Genomic DNA, 21,978 nt, shown 5'->3' with positions numbered 1-21,978 from the left:
GTTCTGCCGTTGGCGGATCTGCCGGCGGCAGAATCACTGGGCCAGCCACCGCCGTCGCGCGCACGCTGAAGAGGCCGGTCCACCGGGCGGTTCCCCCCCGCCCGCCGGCACCGCGGAGGGTGGCGGCACATGATCGGGTACGGCGTGCGGATGCTGGACGGCGGGCAGCCGTCCTTTGGTGATCACGTGTTCGAGCGGCTGCTGCGAGAGCGCATCGTCTTCCTCGGCACCGAGGTGACGGAGGAGTCGGCCAACCAGATCTGCGCGCAGATCCTGCTGCTCGCGGCCGAGGACGCCGACCGGGACATCTACCTCTACATCAACTCACCGGGCGGTTCGGTGAGCGCGGGCATGGCGGTCTACGACACGATGCGCTACGTCCGCAACGACGTGGCCACGCTGGCGCTCGGGTTCGCCGGTTCGATGGGGCAGTTCCTGCTCTGCGCGGGCGCGGCCGGCAAGCGGTACGCGCTGCCGCATTCGCGGATCATGATGCACCAGCCGTCCGGCGGGATGGGCGGCACCGCCTCCGACATCACCATCCAGGCCGAGAACATGCTGCACGTAAAGCGGACGATGCAGGAGTTGATCGCCCAGCACAGTGGACGGACGCTGGACGAGATCCAGCGCGACTGGGACCGGGACCGCTGGTTCACCGCCGAGCAGGCCCGGGAGTACGGCCTCATCGACCAGGTGCTCACCCGAGCCGAACAGCTACCGGCGGTCTGATTCCCGTGGTTGCCACACTCCGGCCTGCATCGGCTTGGCACTCGCCGCGGCAACCGCGGTACCTCAGGTCACGGCCGCGCTTGAGGCAGACAGCCACAAGGAGGGCATATGTTCGCCGCTTACGTCACGGTCACCATTCTCGCCTCGGACTTCACCGGCATCGCCGCCGATCGAGCTGACATGAGCACGGTTCGGGTCTGCGCCTATTTGCGATGATCAGTTGATGGACAGGGAGGTCACCAGCACCAGCCACCACCGATCGGCACATCTGGACTGGCGCGGCCGGCTAGCCAGCACGCTTCTGGGAACCACCGGCGGCGGACTGGTGATCAACATTCTCAGCAATGACTACCGGTGGCGTGTCGTGGCAGCCAGCCTTGGGCTCGGCGCGATCGTGGCGGTTGCTGCCTGGCTACGCCGCCGGCCCGGAACGCCGATCAGCCGCTGGGGCATCGGGACAATGCTGTTGGCTGCGCTCGTCGCGACGGTGCTGGCTGCCGTTGGGCCAACGTCCGTGGTCCCCTGGGCCACCGGTGCCTCCAGCGCCCTGACCTTCGGTGCCGCCCTCGTTCCGGCAGGCCGAGAGAGTGCAGGACTTCTGCTCAGTGCCAGCACAACCATCGCCCTGGGAACGGTCCTCAGTGTCATCGGGGTTACCGCGTTGGCAACCAGGAACATCATTCCCGGGAACTTCAGCCTCGGGGTCGGAGCCGCCTTGATCGCATTCGGCATGTCCATGCTGACCGGTGGGCACGGTTACACGTCCATCGTCGGCCTCGGAGCGGCTATCGCCGCCTTCGGCCTCGGCTTGTCAACCGCCGGCGCTGTGCTGATCGGTATCATCTGCGTCGCCGTTGGAGCGATGATCGGGGCCGCGGGATACGCCGGACTAGCTGACCGCCGTCATTGGTTCGGAGTCATTGGCTTGGGTCTTGCGGCTGCCACGGCAACCGGAGGCGTCGTGGTCCTGGCGAGCGTCAGCACGCTCGTCGGAATCGCGCTCCTCATCGCCTCCCTGGCGTGCGCCACCGAGAGCTTGTCCATCATGATCAGAAGTCCCGATCTCTTCGCGGTGGCGGCCATCGCCCTCGGAGCAGCATTGTGTGTCACCGGTTTCGGGATGTTTTTGATCAACCAGCGCGCCTTGCTGATCGGGGTTGCCATGGCCGGCGCTGGCGTATCGGTCGGCTACACCGGCGTGAACGTGCTCTGGCAGGGCACGACGAGCAAACGACTGGGCGCGTGGTGGGCCCGAATGAACATTCCCGCAGCCGGGGGGCACGACGGAAGCTGACGGCGTGCAGCCGGTAACACCGAGACCCACTGCTGTGCTTCGTGCAGCGTCACATCGTGCGGCGTCCGCAGATAAGGCGTCAGTCGATCGATCGGAATGCGTATCCCCAGGCCAGACCATCTGTTCGATGATCTTCGAGGTGCCCCCGGCAGGATTCGAACCTGCGACACACGGTTTAGGAAACCGATGCTCTATCCCCTGAGCTACGGGGGCGCGAGGGCCCAGTCTAGCGACCTGAGCGTTCACCTGGGGTGGCAGGGAGTGGCCCACGTTCACCCAGGTCACCCGCGCCTCCTTTCTCCCAGCCCAGGACCACACCCGGAGCACACGGACCCGGTTGGCGACCGGCGGCCGGCCACGGTGACCCGTGCGAGCTGGTCCGGCGGTCGAGCCCGCCACCACCACGACCGATGGCCGGCCAGTCACCCCGACTGGCCGACCATCGCATCTGGTGGATCAGACCGGTACGGCCTCGATCTGCTGGAGCAGGTCGAGCATGTTGAACGCCTCCCAGCGTTCGGCGATCCGGCCGCCGACAAACCGGTCGAAGGTCATGATCGGTACGGAGAAGGTCCGGCCGGTGCCGGCTATCCCGTTGAAGTCACCGATGTGCGTGCCGGTGAACGTCCAGCGGCACGCGACCAGATCTTCCGACGCGACGATGTCGTCGACGATGATCCGCGCGTCGAACGTCTGCCAGAGCCCGGTCACGAACAGCTTGACCCCTTCGGCACCAGCCGGCAGCCCTGGCGGAAGATGATGGTCGACCACATCGGACCTGACAAGCGCGTCGTACGCTCCCGGGTCGCGATCGTTGAACGCGGCGACGAATCGGTACACGATATCGGTGTTGGTGGGCTCGCCCATCAGTTTCTCCTTGCGTTTCGGCGGGGGCACGGAGCCATTGCGGCTTTGGTCTCCGGGTGCGCGGGGGCTGTTTCTCCGCCCGCGTTCTCAGGCCACCTGGACATCGTCGTGGTCAGTTTTTTCGGCGAGCCCACGCCATTCGGCGAGATCCTGCCGCATGCTTGCGATCTTGGCCTCGATGTTCTGGATTGCGTCCCGCCCCAGCGGCAGCCGCACCGGGGCCCGCCCCGACTCGACCACGTCGGCGATCGCACTGGCGGCCTTGGCCGGGTCGCCGGGCTGGACGAACCGCGCGGTCAGCTGCCGCATCTCCTCCACCGGCCCGGTGGCGTAGGCGTCCAGCGGCTTCGCCGTGTAGCGCAGGCTCCGGTCGGAGATGAAGTCGGTACGGAAGTAGCCGAGTTCCACGGCCGTGACCTTCACCCCGAACGGGGCGAGTTCGGCGTGCAGCGCGTCGGTGAGGCCCTCCACCGCGAACTTCGTCGAGCCGTACACCCCGTAGCCCTGGAGGCCGATGACGCCGAGCAGGGAACTGATGTTCACGATGTGCCCGGCACCCTGGCGACGCATCTCGGGTGCGACCGCTCGCACGACCGCGAGCAGACCGAAGACGTTGATGTCGTACTGCTGGCGGACCTCGGCGTCGCTCGACTCCTCCACCGCGCCGAGCAGGCCCGACCCGGCATTGTTGACGAGTACGTCGATCCGGCCGAACCGGTCGATGGCCGCCCGTACGGCGTCGAGGGCCTGACGCTCGTCGGTGACGTCCAGCGCCACGGCGAGGAGGTCGTCACCCGCATCCGGGAAGGCGGCGGTCACCGCCTCCGGCTTACGCGCCGTCGCGACCACCTGATGCCCCCGGCTCAGCGCCTCCCGGGTGACGTACGCACCGAAACCTCGGGACGCGCCCGTGACGAACCAGACACTCATCGCTCTCTCCCCTCCCTGGCGGACGCGCCGACCAATCCACAGCGGACGGAGGTCCGACGGAGGATGCGGGCGCGTTCGTAAGCGTCGACTACCTTTTGGCGCTTACAGTTGTAGCAGGTTGCCGCCACCGCCGTAAAGGTCTTTATGAGCTAGGCCATTTCAATCAGGGGGCCCACACACGACGCCAGAACAAGGGCGGGCACCACCGCTGGAGAGGCGCGGATGCCGCCCGGCGTACGCCGGCTCAGCCCTCCACGCCGGTGGCGGCGTGCGCGGCCCCGACCGGCTTGGACTGCGATGACCCCCGCTGCCGCAGATAGATCGACAGGACCACCATCGACGTGACGGCCAGTAGTTCCGACTGCCAGTTCTGCAGGGTGCGGTTCCAGAAGTCCGGTTGGAGCAGGTACCGGTCCCAGGAGACCGGATCCTGGAGGTTGCCGAGTTGCTCCTCGTTGTACGCGGCGACCCCGCTGATGGACTGGGCCAGCCACGACAGCAGGAAGATCACGCCCATGACGAGGCCCAGCGAGTGGGAGAACAGGGCGCCCCGCAGGCCGCCGACACGCGCCCACACTGGGGACGTGTCGGTGGCGTGGGCACCGACCATCTGGTCCTCATCCGATTCGCGGCCGGCCTTGTGGAGTTCCTTGGACTCCGGTGAGCCCTTCTGCAGCAGCCAGACCGTCAGGAAGATGTAGAGAAAGAACTGCAGGTACTCCGACTGCCAGTTCTCGGTGACGTCGACGGCGAAGCTCGCCGAGGTGACATACCGGCCGAGCGACACGGGCGACAGGCCCTCGCTGAGTTGCCGCTGATTGAAGTCGGCGTGCCCGGCGAACGCCTGACCGACCAGCGTCACGACGAACAACAGACCGAAGGCGAGACCGAGGGAGTTCTCGCGCAGGAATCGCCTCACCGGTGCAGCACCCCCAGCGCGATGAAGTAGACAAGGCCGGCGGCGACCACGAGCAGCAGCAGAACGAACTGGAGCCGCATGGCTCAGCCTCCCTGCAGCACGCAGTCGTAGGGCTTGTCACCTCGGGCGGTGCAGCCGGCGGCGACCACGCGCCAGCCGCCGGGGAAGACGGCGAGGAAGACGGTGTCGCCGCTGAGCCGCACCTGCGCCCGCTGGCCGTACACGTCAGTGCCGACCACCGCGCCCGGTTCGGGCAGGCCCTCGGCCAGGACTGCCTCCGCGCACGGCTTGTCGGCGGACTGTTCCAGCTCAGCGGCGGTGTCGGGTGCCAGCAGAGCGCAGGCGGCAGTTCCGTCCTTCGCGCCGGTGGCGCTCAACATCCGCACGGCAGCGGCAGCCGCCGAGTCACCGCGGTCGGTCGCCGAACCGCACCCTGCCACGGTCACCACGGCGAGGGCTGTGCCTACCGCCGCACCTGCAAACCTCATGGAGCGCACTTCCCCCGCTCGGCGCTTCCCAATCGGAATCGAGTCACCGACTCGCATCGGTTTCCGATATGACCAGGTTCATCCGGACTCCGGCAACCGCGAGCAGGTAGGTGACGCACGGGGCGGCATCGCCCAGGATCAGGTCGACCCCGGCGCAGGTGGCGGCGCGCCGCGTTCGCAGCAGGGCGCTGATGCCGTGGGCACTGAAGAAGGTCACTCGCGAGAGGTCGAGCACGAGCCGTACCGGATGCTGAGCGATCAGGTGTTCCGCCAGCTCACTGATGAGGTGCGCGGTACTCATGTCGACCTCGCCACGAACGGTGACCAGTGACGCCGATCCTTGGGTGGCCAGGCCCAGCGTCATGATCGGTTCGGCGAGCTGCGCGCGGTGGCGGGTGGACCCAGCGAGGATGGACATGACATGCCTCCCGACGGTGCATCGGTGAGTCGGACCCTCCCGCGGCGTCTGAGCGCGGTCGGCGGACCTGGGCGCATGTCTTGACCCGCCGACCACCCTACCCACCATGTCCGCCGTTGGCACGACCCGCGGTGCCGCCGCGCCCCAGGCGCTGGTCGTTGCCGAGTGACGTCCGCCGGAGCAGCTGCCAGGCGACCGGGGGTACATTGACGGGTCTGTAGCTCACGTCCGCCCATCGGACGTGGCGAACCGGCGTCAAGACACTGGCGTGGGTCCCGGCTCCGCCCCACAGCGGGCCCGTACAGCAGCCCCTGAGATGCGGGCTGCCATCCCCGCGCCCTCCTTGATGTCTCGTCGTCGGGCTGGGTGCCGGCCGTGAGGACCTGGTGCCGTGACCCACTCACCGACGGACCCCGCTGACGCCTTCGCCGAACTCGGCCGTATCAAGCTCGGCGAGGTCGGTCTCGATGACGTACTGCAGCGCGTCGCTGAACTCGCCAAGCGGGTACTCCCCGTGCCGGTGGAGGTCTCGGTGACACTCGTGCGCGGCGGGACCGCCCACACTGCGGTGTTCACCAACGAGTTGGCCCAGGACATGGACGAGCGGCAGTACGCGCAGGGGTCCGGCCCCTGCCTGGAGGCCGCGACCGCGGGTGAGGTTCTCGCCGTGCCCGATCTCGCCACCGAGGACCGGTGGCCCGCCTGGGCCGAACGCGGCCGCACGGCGGGGGTGGGAAGTTCGGTGTCGATCGGGCTGCCGATGCAGGAGGCGGTCGTCGGAGCGCTCAACGTCTACGCGGGCACACCGCATGCCTTCGACGACGACACGGTGGCGGTGCTGGAGACCTTCGCCGCGTACGCCGCGGTCGCCCTGGCCAACGCGCAGCTCTACGACAGCACCGCCACCCTTGCCCGCCAGATGCAGGAGGCGATGGCCAACCGTGCGGTCATCGAGCAGGCCAAGGGCATCGTGATGGCCGAACGTCGCTGCAGCCCGGCTGAGGCTTTCGCGATCCTGTCAAAGGTCTCGCAGGACTCCAACCGCAAGGTCCGCGACGTGGCCCAGGCCCTCGTCGACCGGGCCGCCAAAGGTCCGTCGACGTCCTGATCCCGCGTCGGCAACCGTCACCCGCGGGCCCGGAGCCAGTTGACTCCGGGCCCTGTCACTGCCCCGATCAGGGACTGGTGCAGCTGATGTTGCCGGGTGGGGTGGCGCCGTCGCCGGTCGCGGTGAACCCGAACGTGGTCGAGGCGTTCGCGCCCACTGTGCCGTTGTACGCGGCGTTCCTGACGGTGACGCTGCCGGTGGTGCCCGTGTTGGTTCCGTTCCAGAGGCTGCTGATGGCCTGGCCACTTGCCAGGGTCAGACCCACGGTCCAGCCGTTCAGTGTCGTGGCGGTGCTGTTGGCCACGGTCACCTCACCCTGGAAGCCGCCGGGCCAACTGTTGACCGCCCGATAGGTGGCGGCGCAGGTGCCCGGTTCGCCGGTCGGCGGCGGAGTCGTGGGTGGCGGCGTGGTCGGCGGCGGGGTCGTGGGCGGCGTGGTCGACGAGAACTGACTGAAGAAGCTCCAGATCTCACCCGAGGTCCACGTCCGGGAGTCGTTGGGGCTGCCGGACCCGTCGACCGGGCTGGGGGTGTGGTCACCATCAAAGGCCGCCCACTGCACCGGGTAACCGGCTCGGCATCCGGCGTAGGCGGTGGTGATGTGGGTGAGGCTGCCCCGGCTCGGCTCGCGCGGGCTCTGCGCGGTGCAGCCGTTGTTCCTGACGAACGTGTCGCGCAGTTGCCGGCCCTGGGAGATGTTCAGCACGCTGTCGTAGGTGCCGTGGATACCGAAGTAGGCCACGGGTTGCGTGCCGCCGTTACATCCGCTGAGGTTGGCGCCGGACAGGACGGTGACCGCGCGGACGACGTCGGGCCGGGCACAGGCCACCGCGTAGCTCATGGCCCCGCCGTAGCTCCAGCCCAGGGCGAAGCGCTGGCTCGTGTCGACACAGAGGTCGTTCTCGATCTGCCGGGAGATGTCGTCGAAGAGGGTCAGGTCCCGGCCGTTGGTGTTGGCCCAGCCGGCGTTGAGGCCCTGCGGCGCGACGAAGATCGTGCTGTTGTTCGACAGGGGCTGCAGCCCGTAGTAGCCGGCCGAGGTGACGTTGTTGGCCGAGCCGTTCAACCAGTGGAAGCCGAAGATCAGTCGGTAGGGGTGGTTCCTGTCGTACCCGTCCGGGATCCGCAGGTTGTAGGTACGGCTCTGTCCGCTGCTCTGAATCGTGCGCGTTCCGCTGGTCAACGTGGGAGCCTTGCCGCAGCCGGCGGTCGCCGCGAGGGTGCCGTTCGTCGCCGCCACCGCCGCTCCACGGAAGCCGCCGCCCAGTGTGCCGCCGGCCGTGGCCGCGAGGAGAATCGCCGCGGCCGCGATGGATGTGAATAGGTGCCTACGTTTCGCCATTACGTGACTCCTTGCGATCGGGCGTCAGGTGCCGGTGGTGGTGCGATGCCGGTCGCCCACGGTCCACCTGAGCCCAGGAACCGGGTCGCGCCGAGGGCTGCCTGCGGCAGGGCTTCGGAAGATGGGCATGTGGCCGGAGCGAGGTCGTACGGCGACCGACTGGGGTCGCCTGGCATCGACGGTGTGGCCCGGACTGGTCACCCATCGGTGACCGGGAGCGTGCCCTTCGCTCCCGGGGAAAACATAGCATGTTATCGATAACATGCGGCCTGTCCGCCGCCACCGGGCCGGGGTCAGGACGGCAGCGGTCGGGCCGCCCATTCGGCGGCCACCGCGCCCGGGTCACCGGTCTGGAACAGCGGCGGCTCGTGCAGCAGGAAGTCGCGGTGGCTGATGTTCCAGGCGTACGCGCCGGCCATGGCGAACGCCAGCACGTCACCCACACCGATCGGGCCCGCGGTGGTCGACCGGGACAGCACGTCCTTCGGAGTGCAGAGCTGTCCGACCACGGTGACCGGCCCCCCGTCGGTGCGTGGGCCGCCGCCGCGTCGTCGGTGCACACCGAACGGCTGCGCGTGTCCCTTCGCCGCCGGTGTACGCAGGTGGTGGGTGCCGCCAGCAACCACCACGAACCACTCACCGTAGGAGCGCTTCACGTCGATGACCTCCGTGAGGTACGCCCCGCAGTAGGCGGTGACCGAGCGACCCGGCTCGATGCGCAGCCGCACTCCCGGGTACGCGTCGAGGACGTCGGCCAGCGCTCGCCCGTAGCCGGCCCAGTCGAATCGTGCCGCCGGGTCGGTGTAGTCGACGGCCATTCCTCCGCCGACGTCGACCTCGGCGGCACCGACCTCGGTGACGGCCCAGCGGACCACCTCGGCGGCGACCGCGCCGGCGAGTGGGGCGTCCAGCCCGCTGGCCAGGTGAGCGTGGATTCCGCGTACCTCGATGCCGGCGGGTGGGTGGCGGGCACACTCGACCGCGTCGGCCGGGTCCATGCCGAACGGGCTGGGGCCGCCCCCCATGACCAGGCTCGCGCCCGGAGCGTCGACCGGCAGGTTCACGCGCAGCAGCACCCGGGCGGTCCGGCCCGTGGCGGTGGCCAGCGCGCCGAGCCGCCGAAGCTCGGCGGGCGATTCGACGTGGATGCGGCGTACCCCGGCGGCGAGGGCGGCGGCCAGGTCCGCGTCGGTCTTGCCGGGCCCGGCGTACGCGGCCGGCGCCCGCGGCGGCAGCACCTCGGCCAGTCTCCGCAGCTCGCCACGGCTGGCGGCCTCGAAACCGTCGACGACCGGGGCGAGGGTACGCAGCACGCCGGGATCCGGGTTGGCCTTGACCGCGTAGAGCAACTCGACCCGCCCGGGCAGTACGTCCCTGATGGACCAGGCGTGCACGGCCAACGCGTCGAGGTCGTGGACGTAGACGGGTCGGGTCACCGTGGCCCGCCCATCGGGTTCGGCACCGGAACGAACGGTGCGGCCCGGTCCGCGTCCCGCCGCCACCGGACCAGCAGGTTCGCCTTGGCCACCAACGGCTCATCGCTCAGCAACGCACGCAGCTCGGGCGGGTCGTCGAGGTCGGCTGCCACCGCCTCGACGACGGCACGCAGCTCCTGCCACAGCCGCCGTTCGAGCCCCGGTCGCGCGTCGGCGAGAGCCCCACAGATGCCACCGAGATGATTGACGAACAGGCAGTAGACGATCCGGCGGCGGGCGGACCGCGGACCGTAGCGGACCTGCGTCGGGACACCGTCCGGCCAGGTGGCCCACCGATCCGCGTCCAACTTCACCCCCTCCAGGTCCCGCAGCAGCATCCGTACCGGGCGGCGGTCGCGGTCGAGGACGACGACCACGTTCTGCAGGTGCGCCTCGTGCACGACACCGTGGTTGAGCCAACAGCCCAGCACCGCCGGCACCAGCAGCTCGACGTACGCACGCCACCAGGCCAACGGGTCCGGTGTCGTCAGGGGCGCGGCGGCCAACGCCGCCGCCAGGATCGGGGTGTCCCCGGGTCGCAGGTGCGGGCGCAGGCCGGTGCGCAGGATCGTCCCGTACGCCTCGTCCGCGCCGGGGACGTCGACCGTGCGGTAGGCGGGCTCGGCGAGCAGCCCGACCCCGGCGGGCATCGGCACCCGAGCCAGCAGGTCGGTCAGGGCCACCGCGCCGGCGAGTTCGTACCGGGCGTTCTTGCGGAGACAGTTGGTGATCCGTACGTGCAGGCTGGTCTTGACGAACAGGTCCGCCTCGGGGGCGTAGAGGGTGCGGACGCTCGCCGTCGGCCGTACCTGGACACCGGCCTCGCCCAGGTCGCGCAGCCGTGGGTGCGTCGGCGGGACCAGCGACAGCTGCCAGGGATGCACCGGCAGGACACGGTGCCCTCGCGGGGGCCGTGGCGGGCCGAGGGCGGCCACCAGCGGATCGAACGGTCCGGCGCCGACGACCAGGTCATCCGGTACGGCGAGCCAGTGCAGCCGGAACGACGTGCGCAGCTCCGGCGCGTACGCCCGCCAGCTGTCCGGGTCACCGCTGCGCCACTTCGGGGTGGGGTGGTGCGGGTGGCCGAAGACCAGTGACTGCTCGGAGTCGACGTACGCGTCGATGGCGGGCTCGCCGGTGGGGGTCGGATCCTGGGCCGGCCGGTCGGCCAGCAGCCGGGCCACGGTGTCCCGGCTGGCCCGGACCTGCCCGACGAACTCGTCGTTCACCAGGCCGGTACGAGTGGCGAGTTCCGCCGCGACCAGGCTGGCCAGCCGGTCCGCGTCCAGGTCCTCCCACCGTCCGCCGTCGGTCATCCGCTGTACCGGGCCGGCGTAGCGGTGCGCGCCGAGCGGTGAGTCCCGCGTGACGGCGCAGCGCAGTGTGACGTCGAGGTGCCGCAGCAGCAGGCGTGCGGTGCCGTCGACCACGGTTGAGACGCCGTCCGGCAGGGCGAGCTCGCGCATCAGGCAGCCGAATACGGTGTGGGCGGCGGCCAGGTCGGCGAGCTGGCCGGTGTCGGTGGCCGGCCGGGAGCACACCTGGGCGCTCGTCATCGTGTCTCCCGGAGGTAGTTCGGGCCGGTACGCAGGTAGTACTTGTTGATGTCGGCACAGCCCAGCCGCTGCTTGGGCAGCAGCGTGCCGGCGGTGAGCATCGCCTTGATGGGTAGGTGGGCGGCCCGCAGGACCCGCTCGGTGAAGGTGCGCATCGCCGGTCCGTCGCCCCAACGGTCGCGGGCGGCGGCGAGCCGGGGCGCCAGCGCCTCGGCGGGTGACGGCACGGGCAGCCCACGGGCGGCCAGGGCGACCAGCGGGGCAGCGGCGGCCAGGTGCAGGGTGATGGTGATGAACACGTCGGCCAGCTCCTGCGGATCGCGCGCCCACATCCGGTCGTCGTCCAACGCGAGTCCGGTCGGGCCGCCGTGCCGCGCGTCGAGTCGGGCGCCGTCGTTGTCCTTGTAGAGCAGGCCGACCGTCCCGCCGGGGTGCACCAGCAGGTGAATGTTCTGCGGGTGCGCCTCGAGGGCGATCCCGTGGCGTAGCCAGAGGAAGACGTGCCAGTCGAGCAGCAGGTCCAGGTAGGAGCTCAACAGCACCAGGGGACCCTCGGGGCTGATCCGTTCGAGGACCGTGCCGGCGACCGGATCGGCCGCGGCGAGGGCCGCGACCGGCACCACGTGGACGCCGACCAGATCGCGCGGGAATCGGCGCAGCAGGAAGCCGCGCCGCTCGTCGCCGTCGACGTCCGCCCAGGTGCTCTCGTCGGCGTGCCGGATCCGGCCGGCGAAGGCGGGTTCCGCGTTGGCGATCCGGTCGAGCAGCCCGGCGACGGCCGCCCCATCGGCGAGCGAGCCCGGGTTGAGCGTGCGCCGGTTGCGGGCGCCGAGGCTCGCGGTCGGCAGTGGCAGCTTGAGGTGCAGGTACGGGTCGTGGTCGAGCGCCACCGTGCGCATGGAGAGGGTGGGCCGCACGGAGATCACCGGCAGGTCCGTCACCGGTAGCGCGTCGCGTGCCGCGGTGATCGGGTGCACCGGCAGCAGCAGCTGATCCGGTCGCTGTGCGCGCGGCCACCAGGACGGGAGTGCGCCCGTGAGCCGGACGTCCTCGGCCGCGGCGGCGTACCACCGCAGCGCGAGGCGCGGGGCGTGCTCCGGGGCGTACCGGAGCAGTTCGTCGTCGCTGAGGCCGTGCCGGCACCGGTCGGTGGGGTAGACCGGATGGCCGTGATGGGCGGCGAGCACGTCGTCTAGGAGGGCCGCCGGCATACCGGTCGGGGTGACAGCGCGTTCGGCGGCCACCTCGGCGAGCACCCGTGGTCGGTTCCGGGCCGCGAGCCGCCGGGCCCGGAGGTCGGCGTGGCACTCGGCGGTGAAGTCCCGCCAGCCGGCCTCCGCCTCGGCGTCGCCGCGCGGGGTGAGCAACGTCAACAGCCCTTCCACAGTCTCGGTACGGTGGATGTCGCCGTTGTCGACCACCAGCACCATCGGCGCTGCGCTGCGCAGGCCCTGCTGGAAGCCGTCCACGCGAACCGGGATCCGCAGCAGGCCGGCAGAATGCGGCACCTGCCACCAGCCCGGCCCGCCCGGTCGACCGCTGCTGAGCAGACCGAGGTGGTCCTCGCGCAGAAGAGCGTCGAGCACCCGGGCGAACACCTCCCGCTCGCAGTCGTCGCTCACTCGACGATGGTCCACTGGAGGTCACTGCGGAACGCGGCCAGCGCCTCCCGGACGGTGCCCTGGTCGGGGCCGATCGCGTGCAGCACGGCGAGGTAGTCGCGGTTCGTCCCGGTGTGGTCGGCGCTGCGGCCCACCTCGCGCAGCGGTCGGCAGCCCAGCCGGACATCGCCGTGGACGGTGTCCAGCCGGCCGGGTGCGGCGGCGAGCCGGCCGGGCCGGTCCGCGCAGACGTACTCGACCTGGGCGTACCGGTCGACGGTGGTGGGCAGGTCGAGGGCGACCAGAGGCTCACCGAGGTGCAGCCGGATGACGTACTCGAACAGCGGCACGCCGAGCATCTCGGCGAGGATCAGGTCCATCCGGTCGCCGATGAGGCGGTAGTTCACCTCAATCAGTCGGACCCGGCCGTCGGAGATGACGTACTCGGTGTGGCAGGCGCCGAAGCCGACCCCGAGCGCTTCGAGGCGCGCCCGCAACTGTGTGCTCGCATGGTCCGCCGGGGGCGACCAGTCGAGGCTCTCCTCGGTGAAGGTCGGTGGCGGGCCGAGCCTGGTGCGCCACCCGCCGAGGGAGGCCACCGCCGCGCCGTCGCCGAGGGTTTCGAAGGTTCGCAACTCCCCGGCGAGGTACTCCTCGACCACCAGGGCCACGTCCGGCCGCCGGGCACGGATCTCGGTGACCCGGGCGACCAGGTCGCGGTGGTCGGCCACCAGGTACGCGTCCTCACTGGCCACCCCCTCGCGGGGCTTGACCACCGCCGGGAAGATCCCGCCCGGCACCTCTGGCACGGCACCGGGGTCGATGGTGACGGTGCGTACCAGATCGAGCCCCGCAGCCGCGATCGCCCGGCGTGCCGCGGCCTTGTCCTTGCAGACACGGGCGGCGTCGGGATCCTTGCCGGGCAGGCCGAGCTCTCGTGCGGCGATCGCGGTGGCCTCCTGGAGATGGTCGCTATTGGACAGTAGCGCCACCGGTCGGGTCGATGCCGTCGCCGCGACCACGGCGGCCGCCTCCCGGACCGCACACCGCGCCACCGGCACGTCGACCGACCATTCCTCGGGTCGGTCGGTCAGCACGGTGACCGGCAACCCGAGCGCCGCCGCCGCCGGGAGGAAGCCTTCCAGGACGGCGTCGGTGGGGTTGAGCGCGGTGATGTACAGCCGCATACCGCCTCCGTCGACTACGACGATTGTCGGGGATCAGGGCCCTGTCCGTGCCGATGGCCGATTGGCCGTGGTCACGCCAGGGCCTTCACGCCGTCCGTCGAGGGGTGCTCCGCCGGCGGGCCGCCGACGGGACCGGGCGTGCGGGGGAACCGCCGCTGGTGCGCGACGCCGAGGGCCACCCCGGCGGCCACCAGCACGATCGCGGCGACCGCGACCCCCGGGTAGCCGACCCGGTCGGCGGCCGCGAGACCGATGGACGCGGCCACGAACGAGCAGACCAGACCGAACGACGACAGGACGGTGAAGTCGGTGCCGCCGGTGTCGGGTCGCGAGTAGTCCATGTTGACCGTGTAGAGCACGACGTTGGCGATGGTGTAGGCCACCATGAAACAGCAGAGCGCGGCAACCGTCCCGCCGAGGGGCGCGCTGCCGTTCATCAGCGGCAGCAGCAGCACGGTCGACACCGCGAGGGCCACGCCGCCGACCACGAGCACGCCGCTGCGTCCGAACCGCCCGATCCCGAGCCCCGCGACCAGACCTGCCACGATGGCCGGCGCGCTGGTCACCACCCCCGTCACGACGCCGATCCGACCCAACGACCACCCGGCGTCGACCAGGGCCGGCGTCACCAGGGCGTACGCCATCCCGGCGCCGACGTAGACCAGCGGCACCACACCGAACGTCCACCACCGGCAGCCGGCCTGGCCGAACACCGACAGCAGCGCCCAGTAGGCAGTGCCGACCCGCGCGACCCGATCGGTCCGGGGAGGCTCCCGGAACCGCCACACCACCAGCAGGCCGACCGCCGTCATCGCGGCCAACAGGCTGATCGCCGGCACCCAGCCGAACTGGTCGTAGACCAGGACGCAGGCGCCGCCGCCGAGCAGATTGCCGAGGTAGCTCGCGGCGACCTGGATGCCGTTGCCGGTCCCCCGGGCCGACTCGGCGAGCATCCGGACGGCGACCGCGTCCACGGCGATGTCCTGCGTGGCGGAGAAGAGAACGTACGCGGCACAGATCGCGATGATCGGCCCGAGCGCGTCCGCCGGGCTGGAGAACGGCAGCAGCGCCAGCAGGGCGAGCACCAGGGCGCTCTGGAGCACGAGCAGCCAGGATCGGTAGTGGCCGCGGTGCCGCGAGCCGTACCGGTCGAGGATCGGCGCCCAGAGGAACTTGACGGGCCAGATCAGGCCGACGATCTGCAGCAGCGCCAGAGTGTCCAGAGAGGTCCCACCGTCACGCAGGATGGCGGTCAACCCGACGGTGATGAAACCGACGCCGAGGTACTGGGTGACGTACAGCGCGGTCAGGGTGCCGAGTCGGCCCTTCATGCGGCTTTCCAGTAGCCGAGCGAGGTCACCCGGTCCTTGTCCACGCCCAGCGTCCGCCGGATGTGTCGGGTGATGCCACGGGTGGTGGCCGCCTCGCAGGCCACCCAGTAGTGACCCGCGCCGTTGGTCGACAGGGCGGCGCAGACCGTGTCGACGAGGTGTTGCCCGGCGTCGCGCCGAGGCACCCAGGTGACGTCGTGGTGCGCGCGGGCGCGCGGCAGGAGAGCCTTCTCGCCCTCGTGGGCGTACTCCAGCCAGACCGTAGCCGGGATGTCGGCACCGGCGTCGAGCAGGCTGTTGACCGCAGGCAGGGACGCCGCGTCGCCGACGAGGTAGAGGTGCCCGGGCGCGGGGTCGGGCAGCTGGAACGCGCTGCCCTGGACGGTCGCGCCGATGGTGTCGCCGACCCGGGCGGTGGTGGCCCAGCGGGCGGCGCAGCCGTCGTGAATGGCGAATTCGAGGGTGAACCGGCCGGTGGCCGGGTCAGGGTCCACCAGCGTGTACGCGCGCTGGTGCGCCCGGCCGTCGTTGTCGAACCACAGCCGGATCCACATCGTGGGGTGCACCCCGCACGCCTCCAGCAGGCCACCTCCGTCCAGGAGGAGCCGCTGGTAGTGCCCGTCGATCGACTCGGTGCCCAACACGGTCAACCGAAAGTCCCGGCCTCCCATGGCCTTCAGGACCAGGGCCTCCCAGTTCCTTTTCACGCACCCCTCCAGGTAAGGTCATCCTTGGTTAGGTGAGGGTAACCTAAGTCTCGGCACGGATAAACAGAGGACAGCACCCGATGACGTACCAGGAGAAGATCGCCGGTCTCGGTGAGTTGTCGTTGGTGACCGTGCGCCCGGACCGGGACGCCGTACTCCTGCACGGCTGGGTGACCCGTCCCCGTAACTCCTTCTGGGGCATGGGCTCGCACACCCTGGAACAGGTACGCGAGATCTACACCTTCGTCGACAGCCTGCCGACGCACCACGCGTACCTGATCATGATTGACGCTGAGCCGGTCGGTCTGTTCCAGAGCTACCAGCCCGAGGCGGACCCGGTCGGCGAGCGCTACCCGGTGCAGCCCGGCGACGTCGGGATGCACCTGCTGCTCAACCCCGACCGGCGCCTCGCCCGCGGCCTCACCAACGCCGTCGGCCCCGCTCTCGCCCGCTTTCTGTTCAGTGACCCGACCGCCCAGCGGATCGTCGTCGAGCCGGACGTCCGCAACCACCTTGCGCTGCGCCGGCTGGAGATCGAGGGCTTCACCTTCGACTCGGAGATCGATATGCCGGACAAGCGCGCACAGCTCGCCTTCCTTACCCGCGCCCGGTTCGAGTCGGGCCACCCGACGTCGGCCTGACCCCCGATCCGAGACGGTCCAGAGCGCTCAGCTCGGCGGTCCGGGCCTGCTGGATCCGGCCGGCGAGCGCCTTCAGCTCCGGGCTGCCCCCGGCGGTCTGCTCGCCCCGGCACAGCACCACGGTCTGCGTGAGGTGCGCCCGGATCAGCGCACTCGCCCGGAACGGCAATTCGGCGTCCGGCGCGGCGCGCAGCTCGGCGAGACTGTCGTCGGTGACCATGCCGGGCATCTGATGTCCCTCGTGGATGTTCTGCTCCGCGACGTTGCCTGCGGCCAGCAGCCCGCGCAGGTCCCGCAACTCGGCCTGGTGAGCCACCCGGATTCCGCCGAGAAGGGACCGCAGTGCCGGATTCACGCCCGTTGGCCGGGTGTCGAGGTGGTCGATCAGTGCGACCGCGCCCTCGTTCATCGGGATCAACAGGTGGATGAAGGCGTCGTCGGTGCTGTTGAGCACCACGGGCGCGGCCGGCAGCGCGGTGGCGGACGGGGGGACGACAGTCGACGGGTTTACGGCGGTCTGGTCGGCGCCGCCCCATGTCTGGGTGAGACCGACGGTCAGCACCGTCGCGGCCAGAGTCGCCACGACTCCGGCGATCCGCCAGGCGCGGACACCGGACGAGAGGGGCTCGGTCGTGACCTGGTGTTCGTCCATCCGTCCGCCTCCGCTCAACGGGCGGCTTGGAATGCGCGACCGACCAGAGTCGGCTCGCTGCCATCGCTGAACAACCCGGACCGGTCCTTGTCGGTGGCGGGCAGGCCGAACCAGGCGTAGCGCTGCACATAGGAGAGTTGGCCGAGCATGGCGGTTGCCGCGGTGAGGAAGGCCGCCTGCTGCTCCTGGCTGGGGAACTGTTGACGACCACCGTCGAAGCGGATCAGTGCGAACTCGGTCAGCCAGATCGGCTTCCGGTACCGCTGGTGGACAGCCTGCAGATACTGCCGGAGTTGGTTGACCGCGGTCGCACTCGTGAAGTCGGCGCCGAACCAGTGCAGGGCGATGAAGTCCACCCGGTGGCCTCGGGCCTGAGCGCCGGTCATGAACCTGTCCAGCCAACCCTGCGGGTCTGGAGCGCCCCATGCCACCGCTGGGCTGCCCAGCCTGCTTCCTGTCGCCATCAGTTGCGGCCACAGGTCGAGCGCCTGCTCGACGGTCATGTTCGCCTGCTCAGGCAGGTCCGGCTCGTTGAAGGTGAGCAGGTACGGCCCGGCGGCCTTGGCCCGGGCCAACTCGGCGGCGGTGACGTTCTCCGCGCTGCGGATCATGGGAACGAACGTCACGCCCCGTGGAGTGCTGATCCCCGGGTGCTGGGTGCCCCAGGTGTAGTACCAGCCGGCCCTGGAGTTCGCCAACGCCTGACTGGCCCCGGCGAAGTTCCACACCCCGACCCCCTTGCGCGCGGAGCTGACCGCAGGCGCGACCGGGGCCCTCGACGAGGGCCGGACGCTCGGCGACGCCGCGCCGCTCGGGGAGGCGACGGCGCTGGGCGGCGGGGGCGGCGGCGCAGCCCAGGAGGGTGCGGCCGGATCCTCCGGCAGGATCACCACCGCCATGGTGATGGCGAGGACGGCGGCGGCCACTCCGGCGGCGAGGGATGGCACGAGGCCGCGGGGCCGGTTCACCGCGAGGTCGATGACGCTCGGGCCGTTGCCCGCATCGGTGGGCACACCGCCGGGTGGGGTTGGCCCGGCGGTGTGCCCGGCCGTCGGGCCCGGGGGGTGATACCCGACGGCCTGTGAGGCGGCCGGGGGCACGGCCGCGCTCGGGAAATGGGCACTGAGACCGGCCGGCAACGGCAACAACGGCAGGCCGGCGAGGAGCCGGTCGATCGGCAGGAGGGTGGAGCCGAGGCGCCCACAGAACGCGCAGTCGCGGACGTGCCGGGCCAGTCGCTTGCGCCACAGCGGGCTGGGAGTGCCGTCCCACTCGGCGGTCACATCGCTCAGGTCCGGGCAACCGGGGCGGGCGCGGAGCGCGCGTACGACGGCCCGGGCGCCCTGGATCTGCTCCTTCATCCGGTGGATCCGCACCGCGACGTGCCCGGGCGACAGCCCGAGCGCGTCCGCGACCTCAGTCCGGGTGAGTTCGCCGGTCTCCTCCAGCCACCACAGCGAGAGCAACTCCTGGTCGTCCGGGTCGAGCCAGCGGGTCGCCTCGGCGACCTCGCGTCGTTGGTCGGTGAGGCCGAGTCGGAGGATGGTCATCCCCGCGAAGTCCGAGGCGGGGTCGGCCACGTTGTGGATCGCGTCGAGCCCGGCGTCTCGGTTGAGCGCGACGCGTCGGCGCTGCTCCCAGTCGCGCACCTGACGGATGGTGATCGCCACCAGCCAGGACCGGTAGGCCGCCGGGTCGTTGAGCGCGGGTAGGTACCGGATCACCCGTACCAACGTCTCCTGGACCACGTCGTCGACGTCGGCGTGGCCGCGGAGCGCACGCCCGACGATGTTGTAGACCAGCGGGAGCGAGGCCGCGACGACGTCATCGAGAGCGCGCTGGTCGCCCTGTCGGGCCGCGACGACCAACCCGGCATCGGGTAGCGCCCGACCGGCTGACGACATGGGTGTCACTCCTTGCGCGCTCATCCGCGGTGCCAGCGCTGTGTGCGCTGACCGTCCTCAGGATCGGAGACTGGGACCAGCGGAGTGGATTACAGAATTCTCGGCCCGCCGGTGGGTCGGATGGCACCCGGGGCCGCCGGAGGGGCATGAGGGGCGACGACGCCGGGTATGGTGCGGGGTGTCGGTGTCGCCGGGCGCTCGCCCGTGAACGAGACACCTGATCGGGCGCCAGTGTGAGCGCCGCAATGTCTCCAGGTCGCGCGGCGAGAGTTGCCGGGGCCGAGACGCATTTTTCCCGGAAGACAGGAACCCTGCATGACATCGAACGACAACGCTCGACCGGCCCTGTTTCTCGCCACGTCGAACGCCGACGCGCTCGACGGGTCAGCTGTGACCTTCGACAGCAGCGAGGAGGCCATGCGACGTCTGCGCCATCCGTTCGGGGTGCAGCCTGCCGAGCAGGCCTCGACCGTCGGCGACGACCCGGATCAGCGCGGCTGATCGGCTTACTCTCGCCGCCCGCAGGCACCAATCGTCAGCGCGGGGTCATACTTTCGGCTAGTAGTTGGCCGGTCGTTCGGGTAGTGTCCAGGTTGTCACGTGAACGACATGGCGCGGTGGTGGGGCCCGTGCTCGTGGCCTCACGACAGCGCACTCGGCCCGTTCGTGCGCCCCGGCGGCAGCCGGTTCGGAGATCTTCCGATCGATTCCCACTCGGCGGGCACGTGCGGGAAGGACGATCCCATGGCCATCACCGTCGGAACGGCGACCAGCACCCGCGTCGGTCAGGAGAGCAGCGACCAGAGCCCGGACGACCTCCTGGCCGCCATGGCGGCGACCCCCGCGGAGGACCCCAACCGCCCGGCGCTGCGGGACCGCGTCATCGAGGCATGGCTACCACTCGCCCGGCATCTGGCGCGCCGCTACGCCGGGCGCGGCACGTCCGACGACGACCTGACCCAGACCGCCTCGATCGGGCTCATCAAGGCCGTCGACCACTTCGACCCCGGCCGGGGTGTCGACTTCACCGGGTACGCCATCCCCACCATCATCGGCGAGATCAAACGGTACTTCCGGGACCGCACCTGGGCCGTACGCGTGCCCCGCCGCCTCCAGGAACTACACCTGTTGATCAGCGCGGCGAACAGCACCCTGACCCAGACCCTCGGTCGCTCGCCGACCGTGGCCGACATCGCGTCCCACCTCGACCTGTCCGAGGAGACCGTCCTGGACGGGTTGGAGGGTGCACGCGCCTACCGGGCGACGTCGCTGTCGACCCCGGTCGGGGGCGATGGCGGCCGGGAACTCGGGGACACTCTCGGCGGCGACGACAACGAATTCGACCTCGTCGAGATCCGCGTCGCCCTCGGCCCGGCCCTCGCGACGCTGCCGGAGCGTGAGCGCCAGATCCTGAGCCTGCGCTTCCACGGCAACCTGACCCAGACCCAGATCGCCGACCGGATCGGCGTCTCGCAGATGCACGTTTCCCGCCTGATCACCCGATCGTTGGCCACGCTGCGTCATCACCTCTCCGACCGGAGCGCGTGACGTCCGACCGAGTGCGGTCAGGGTCGGGGCGCGGCGAGGTCGCGGAGGTGCCCGAGCGGCAGGTGCGGCGGCTGCCACTCCACGAAGAGCGCCGTCGCGTCGTCCTCAAGCTTGTCGTCCTGGTAGCCGACGACCGCGCGCACCAGGCGACGCATCGTCTCCGGGCTGGGCAACCCGTCGTTGAGTGCGCGATTGACGAAGTCGACGAGCCGGTCCAGCCCGAAGTGCTCCCCCTCCGCGCTCCGCGCGTCGGTGATGCCGTCGGTGTAGCCGAGGATGCGGTCGCCCGGGTGCAGATCCTCCACGTGCACCCGCGGACGGCGGGGGGACAGGTGGCCCAGACCGAGCGGCAACGCGGTCGGCCCCGGGAACTCCCGAATGGCCTTACCGTCGCGCAGCAACATCGCACCGGGATGACCCGCGTTGATCATGCTCAGTCGGCCGGTCCGGCGGTTCAACTCGATGAGCAGCCCGGTCGCGAAGAAGTTCGGGTGCTCGGAACGCACCCACCGGTCGATGCTGGTGGCGGTGTCGACCAGGTCGAGGCCGCACCGGCGGGCGTTGCGGTACGCGCTGATCACCAGCGAGGCCAGGGCGCTCGCCTTCATGCCGTGCCCACAGGTGTCGAACAGCCCGACGCTGAGCACGTCGCCGTTCAGCGCGTAGTCGAAGATGTCGCCACCGACGTCGTAACACGGTTCGAGGATGGCGGTGATCAGCAGGTCGTCGGTGGCGAAGGTCAGCGGCGGGAGCAGGCCCCACACGATCTCGGCCGCGACCTGCATTGGGCGACGGCGCCGCATCCGCTCGACCACATCGCCGTAGAGCCGCCGGTTGACCAGGATCTGGGCGATCGTGACCGCCACCTCCCAGGCCGGCCCGTCCATGGTCTCGTCGGCTGCGGCCGGCGAGACGATTTCCAGCACGCCCATCCGTTCGCACCCGAGCAGCAGGGGCACCCAGACCCGATCCGGGCTGTCGGCCGCGCGCTGGATGTCGAGACTGGTGAAGGCCCGGCCGGCGAGGGTCGTGTCGACCGACAGCTCGTCCCGGACGAGACCCGCGCCGAGCAGTGGCACGAGGAGGGACTGCGTGTAGTCGGCCAGGTAGATCACGATCTCGCTGGCGTTGATGGCGGGAGCCGCACGGACGACCAGCTGGGACAACTCGTCCGGCCCACCACGGGGCGCGTTGAGCTGCAGCCAACGCACCATCTCACCGACGTCGACCAAGCTCCACCTCCCCGTGTCTCCCCTCCCCCGCCGCAGGAGCGCGGCGGTG

Annotated in this window: 21 protein-coding genes and 1 tRNA gene; 6 read left to right on the top strand and 16 right to left on the bottom strand. The window is 70.5% G+C overall.

Annotated features, from left to right (window positions below):
• Nucleotides 1–129 precede the first annotated feature (129 nt).
• Together ACQEUX_RS30710 and ACQEUX_RS30705 are read left to right on the top strand one after the other, a co-directional pair.
• Nucleotides 130–729 (top strand): ClpP family protease, encoded by a 600-nt coding sequence (locus ACQEUX_RS30710; RefSeq protein ID WP_433055888.1) that lies wholly within the window; start codon nucleotides 130–132, stop codon nucleotides 727–729.
• A gap of 223 nt (nucleotides 730–952) precedes the next feature.
• Nucleotides 953–2,023, top strand: coding sequence for a hypothetical protein (locus tag ACQEUX_RS30705; protein WP_433055885.1), 1,071 nt, complete (start codon nucleotides 953–955; stop codon nucleotides 2,021–2,023).
• Nucleotides 2,024–2,163: 140 nt separating this feature from the next.
• On the opposite strand, the gene ACQEUX_RS30700 is transcribed toward ACQEUX_RS30705, so the two are convergent.
• The 6 genes from ACQEUX_RS30700 to ACQEUX_RS30675 form a co-directional block, all read right to left on the bottom strand.
• Nucleotides 2,164–2,236 (bottom strand) — tRNA-Arg (locus tag ACQEUX_RS30700).
• 243 nt (nucleotides 2,237–2,479) lie between these two features.
• Complete coding sequence (locus ACQEUX_RS30695) at nucleotides 2,480–2,890, bottom strand: ester cyclase (protein WP_433055882.1); 411 nt, start codon at nucleotides 2,888–2,890, stop codon at nucleotides 2,480–2,482.
• 87 nt (nucleotides 2,891–2,977) lie between these two features.
• A complete protein-coding gene (locus ACQEUX_RS30690; RefSeq protein WP_433055879.1) occupies nucleotides 2,978–3,820 on the bottom strand; it encodes an oxidoreductase in 843 nt (280 codons plus the stop codon).
• A gap of 244 nt (nucleotides 3,821–4,064) precedes the next feature.
• Nucleotides 4,065–4,739 carry a DUF6766 family protein gene (locus ACQEUX_RS30685; protein ID WP_433055876.1) on the bottom strand — a complete coding sequence of 225 codons (675 nt, stop codon included), beginning with the start codon at nucleotides 4,737–4,739 and terminating at the stop codon, nucleotides 4,065–4,067.
• A gap of 83 nt (nucleotides 4,740–4,822) precedes the next feature.
• Complete coding sequence (locus tag ACQEUX_RS30680) at nucleotides 4,823–5,227, bottom strand: hypothetical protein (protein WP_433055873.1); 405 nt, start codon at nucleotides 5,225–5,227, stop codon at nucleotides 4,823–4,825.
• Nucleotides 5,228–5,270: 43 nt separating this feature from the next.
• Nucleotides 5,271–5,645, bottom strand: coding sequence for an STAS domain-containing protein (locus tag ACQEUX_RS30675; protein ID WP_433055870.1), 375 nt, complete (start codon nucleotides 5,643–5,645; stop codon nucleotides 5,271–5,273).
• 391 nt (nucleotides 5,646–6,036) lie between these two features.
• Here ACQEUX_RS30675 and ACQEUX_RS30670 point away from each other — a divergent pair, with 391 nt between their 5' ends.
• A complete protein-coding gene (locus tag ACQEUX_RS30670) occupies nucleotides 6,037–6,753 on the top strand; it encodes a GAF and ANTAR domain-containing protein (protein WP_433055867.1) in 717 nt (238 codons plus the stop codon).
• Between the two features lie 67 nt (nucleotides 6,754–6,820).
• On the opposite strand, the gene ACQEUX_RS30665 is transcribed toward ACQEUX_RS30670, so the two are convergent.
• The 7 genes from ACQEUX_RS30665 to ACQEUX_RS30635 form a co-directional block, all read right to left on the bottom strand.
• On the bottom strand, nucleotides 6,821–8,095 hold the full coding sequence (locus tag ACQEUX_RS30665) for a cellulose binding domain-containing protein (RefSeq protein WP_433055864.1): 1,275 nt from the start codon (nucleotides 8,093–8,095) through the stop codon (nucleotides 6,821–6,823).
• Between the two features lie 293 nt (nucleotides 8,096–8,388).
• Nucleotides 8,389–9,531, bottom strand: a complete 1,143-nt coding sequence (locus ACQEUX_RS30660; RefSeq protein ID WP_433055861.1) for an alanine racemase — start codon at nucleotides 9,529–9,531, stop codon at nucleotides 8,389–8,391.
• The gene (locus ACQEUX_RS30655; protein WP_433055858.1) at nucleotides 9,528–11,126 is read right to left on the bottom strand and encodes an IucA/IucC family protein; all 1,599 of its coding nucleotides are present in this window, start codon (nucleotides 11,124–11,126) and stop codon (nucleotides 9,528–9,530) included. Before ACQEUX_RS30655 ends, ACQEUX_RS30660 begins: the two co-directional genes overlap by 4 nt.
• The gene (locus ACQEUX_RS30650; RefSeq protein ID WP_433055855.1) at nucleotides 11,123–12,748 is read right to left on the bottom strand and encodes an IucA/IucC family protein; all 1,626 of its coding nucleotides are present in this window, start codon (nucleotides 12,746–12,748) and stop codon (nucleotides 11,123–11,125) included. The genes ACQEUX_RS30655 and ACQEUX_RS30650 overlap by 4 nt, the downstream gene beginning before the upstream one ends.
• A complete protein-coding gene (locus tag ACQEUX_RS30645; RefSeq protein ID WP_433055852.1) occupies nucleotides 12,745–13,914 on the bottom strand; it encodes an ATP-grasp domain-containing protein in 1,170 nt (389 codons plus the stop codon). The genes ACQEUX_RS30650 and ACQEUX_RS30645 overlap by 4 nt, the downstream gene beginning before the upstream one ends.
• Nucleotides 13,915–13,985: 71 nt before the next feature.
• The gene (locus ACQEUX_RS30640; RefSeq protein ID WP_433055849.1) at nucleotides 13,986–15,245 is read right to left on the bottom strand and encodes an MFS transporter; all 1,260 of its coding nucleotides are present in this window, start codon (nucleotides 15,243–15,245) and stop codon (nucleotides 13,986–13,988) included.
• Nucleotides 15,242–15,952 (bottom strand): siderophore-interacting protein, encoded by a 711-nt coding sequence (locus ACQEUX_RS30635; RefSeq protein WP_433055846.1) that lies wholly within the window; start codon nucleotides 15,950–15,952, stop codon nucleotides 15,242–15,244. Before ACQEUX_RS30635 ends, ACQEUX_RS30640 begins: the two co-directional genes overlap by 4 nt.
• An 80-nt stretch (nucleotides 15,953–16,032) precedes the next feature.
• On the opposite strand from ACQEUX_RS30635, the gene ACQEUX_RS30630 reads away from it, so the two are divergent.
• Nucleotides 16,033–16,593, top strand: a complete 561-nt coding sequence (locus ACQEUX_RS30630) for a GNAT family N-acetyltransferase (protein ID WP_433055843.1) — start codon at nucleotides 16,033–16,035, stop codon at nucleotides 16,591–16,593.
• On the opposite strand, the gene ACQEUX_RS30625 is transcribed toward ACQEUX_RS30630, so the two are convergent.
• Together ACQEUX_RS30625 and ACQEUX_RS30620 are read right to left on the bottom strand one after the other, a co-directional pair.
• On the bottom strand, nucleotides 16,550–17,245 hold the full coding sequence (locus ACQEUX_RS30625) for a DUF305 domain-containing protein (protein ID WP_433055840.1): 696 nt from the start codon (nucleotides 17,243–17,245) through the stop codon (nucleotides 16,550–16,552). The genes ACQEUX_RS30630 and ACQEUX_RS30625 overlap by 44 nt on opposite strands.
• 14 nt (nucleotides 17,246–17,259) lie before the next feature.
• Nucleotides 17,260–19,149 (bottom strand): sigma-70 family RNA polymerase sigma factor, encoded by a 1,890-nt coding sequence (locus ACQEUX_RS30620; RefSeq protein WP_433055837.1) that lies wholly within the window; start codon nucleotides 19,147–19,149, stop codon nucleotides 17,260–17,262.
• 315 nt (nucleotides 19,150–19,464) lie between these two features.
• Here ACQEUX_RS30620 and ACQEUX_RS30615 point away from each other — a divergent pair, with 315 nt between their 5' ends.
• Nucleotides 19,465–19,650, top strand: a complete 186-nt coding sequence (locus ACQEUX_RS30615; protein ID WP_433055834.1) for a hypothetical protein — start codon at nucleotides 19,465–19,467, stop codon at nucleotides 19,648–19,650.
• Nucleotides 19,651–19,893: 243 nt separating this feature from the next.
• Nucleotides 19,894–20,697, top strand: coding sequence for an RNA polymerase sigma factor SigF (locus ACQEUX_RS30610; protein WP_433055831.1), 804 nt, complete (start codon nucleotides 19,894–19,896; stop codon nucleotides 20,695–20,697).
• A gap of 17 nt (nucleotides 20,698–20,714) precedes the next feature.
• On the opposite strand, the gene ACQEUX_RS30605 is transcribed toward ACQEUX_RS30610, so the two are convergent.
• A complete protein-coding gene (locus ACQEUX_RS30605; RefSeq protein WP_433055828.1) occupies nucleotides 20,715–21,929 on the bottom strand; it encodes a PP2C family protein-serine/threonine phosphatase in 1,215 nt (404 codons plus the stop codon).
• Nucleotides 21,930–21,978 lie beyond the last annotated feature (49 nt).

Origin of the sequence: Micromonospora sp. CA-259024, assembly GCF_050936255.1 — a bacterium.
In the GTDB taxonomy this organism is placed as follows: domain Bacteria; phylum Actinomycetota; class Actinomycetes; order Mycobacteriales; family Micromonosporaceae; genus Micromonospora.
The sequence above is the reverse complement of the archived record's forward strand: the minus strand, read 5'-3'. Positions and strand labels throughout refer to the sequence as shown.

Bases quoted from the DNA above. Each gene is read 5' to 3' on its own strand.
- ACQEUX_RS30695 (WP_433055882.1), bottom strand. From the start codon at position 2,890: ATGGGCGAGCCCACCAACACCGATATCGTGTACCGATTCGTCGCCGCG.
- ACQEUX_RS30680 (WP_433055873.1), bottom strand. From the start codon at position 5,227: ATGAGGTTTGCAGGTGCGGCGGTAGGCACAGCCCTCGCCGTGGTGACC.
- ACQEUX_RS30610 (WP_433055831.1), top strand. From the start codon at position 19,894: ATGGCCATCACCGTCGGAACGGCGACCAGCACCCGCGTCGGTCAGGAG.
- ACQEUX_RS30625 (WP_433055840.1), bottom strand. From the start codon at position 17,245: ATGGACGAACACCAGGTCACGACCGAGCCCCTCTCGTCCGGTGTCCGC.
- ACQEUX_RS30675 (WP_433055870.1), bottom strand. From the start codon at position 5,645: ATGTCCATCCTCGCTGGGTCCACCCGCCACCGCGCGCAGCTCGCCGAA.
- ACQEUX_RS30690 (WP_433055879.1), bottom strand. From the start codon at position 3,820: ATGAGTGTCTGGTTCGTCACGGGCGCGTCCCGAGGTTTCGGTGCGTAC.
- ACQEUX_RS30665 (WP_433055864.1), bottom strand. From the start codon at position 8,095: ATGGCGAAACGTAGGCACCTATTCACATCCATCGCGGCCGCGGCGATT.
- ACQEUX_RS30615 (WP_433055834.1), top strand. From the start codon at position 19,465: ATGACATCGAACGACAACGCTCGACCGGCCCTGTTTCTCGCCACGTCG.
- ACQEUX_RS30710 (WP_433055888.1), top strand. From the start codon at position 130: ATGATCGGGTACGGCGTGCGGATGCTGGACGGCGGGCAGCCGTCCTTT.
- ACQEUX_RS30655 (WP_433055858.1), bottom strand. From the start codon at position 11,126: ATGACGAGCGCCCAGGTGTGCTCCCGGCCGGCCACCGACACCGGCCAG.
- ACQEUX_RS30620 (WP_433055837.1), bottom strand. From the start codon at position 19,149: ATGTCGTCAGCCGGTCGGGCGCTACCCGATGCCGGGTTGGTCGTCGCG.
- ACQEUX_RS30630 (WP_433055843.1), top strand. From the start codon at position 16,033: ATGACGTACCAGGAGAAGATCGCCGGTCTCGGTGAGTTGTCGTTGGTG.
- ACQEUX_RS30640 (WP_433055849.1), bottom strand. From the start codon at position 15,245: ATGAAGGGCCGACTCGGCACCCTGACCGCGCTGTACGTCACCCAGTAC.
- ACQEUX_RS30645 (WP_433055852.1), bottom strand. From the start codon at position 13,914: ATGCGGCTGTACATCACCGCGCTCAACCCCACCGACGCCGTCCTGGAA.
- ACQEUX_RS30705 (WP_433055885.1), top strand. From the start codon at position 953: ATGGACAGGGAGGTCACCAGCACCAGCCACCACCGATCGGCACATCTG.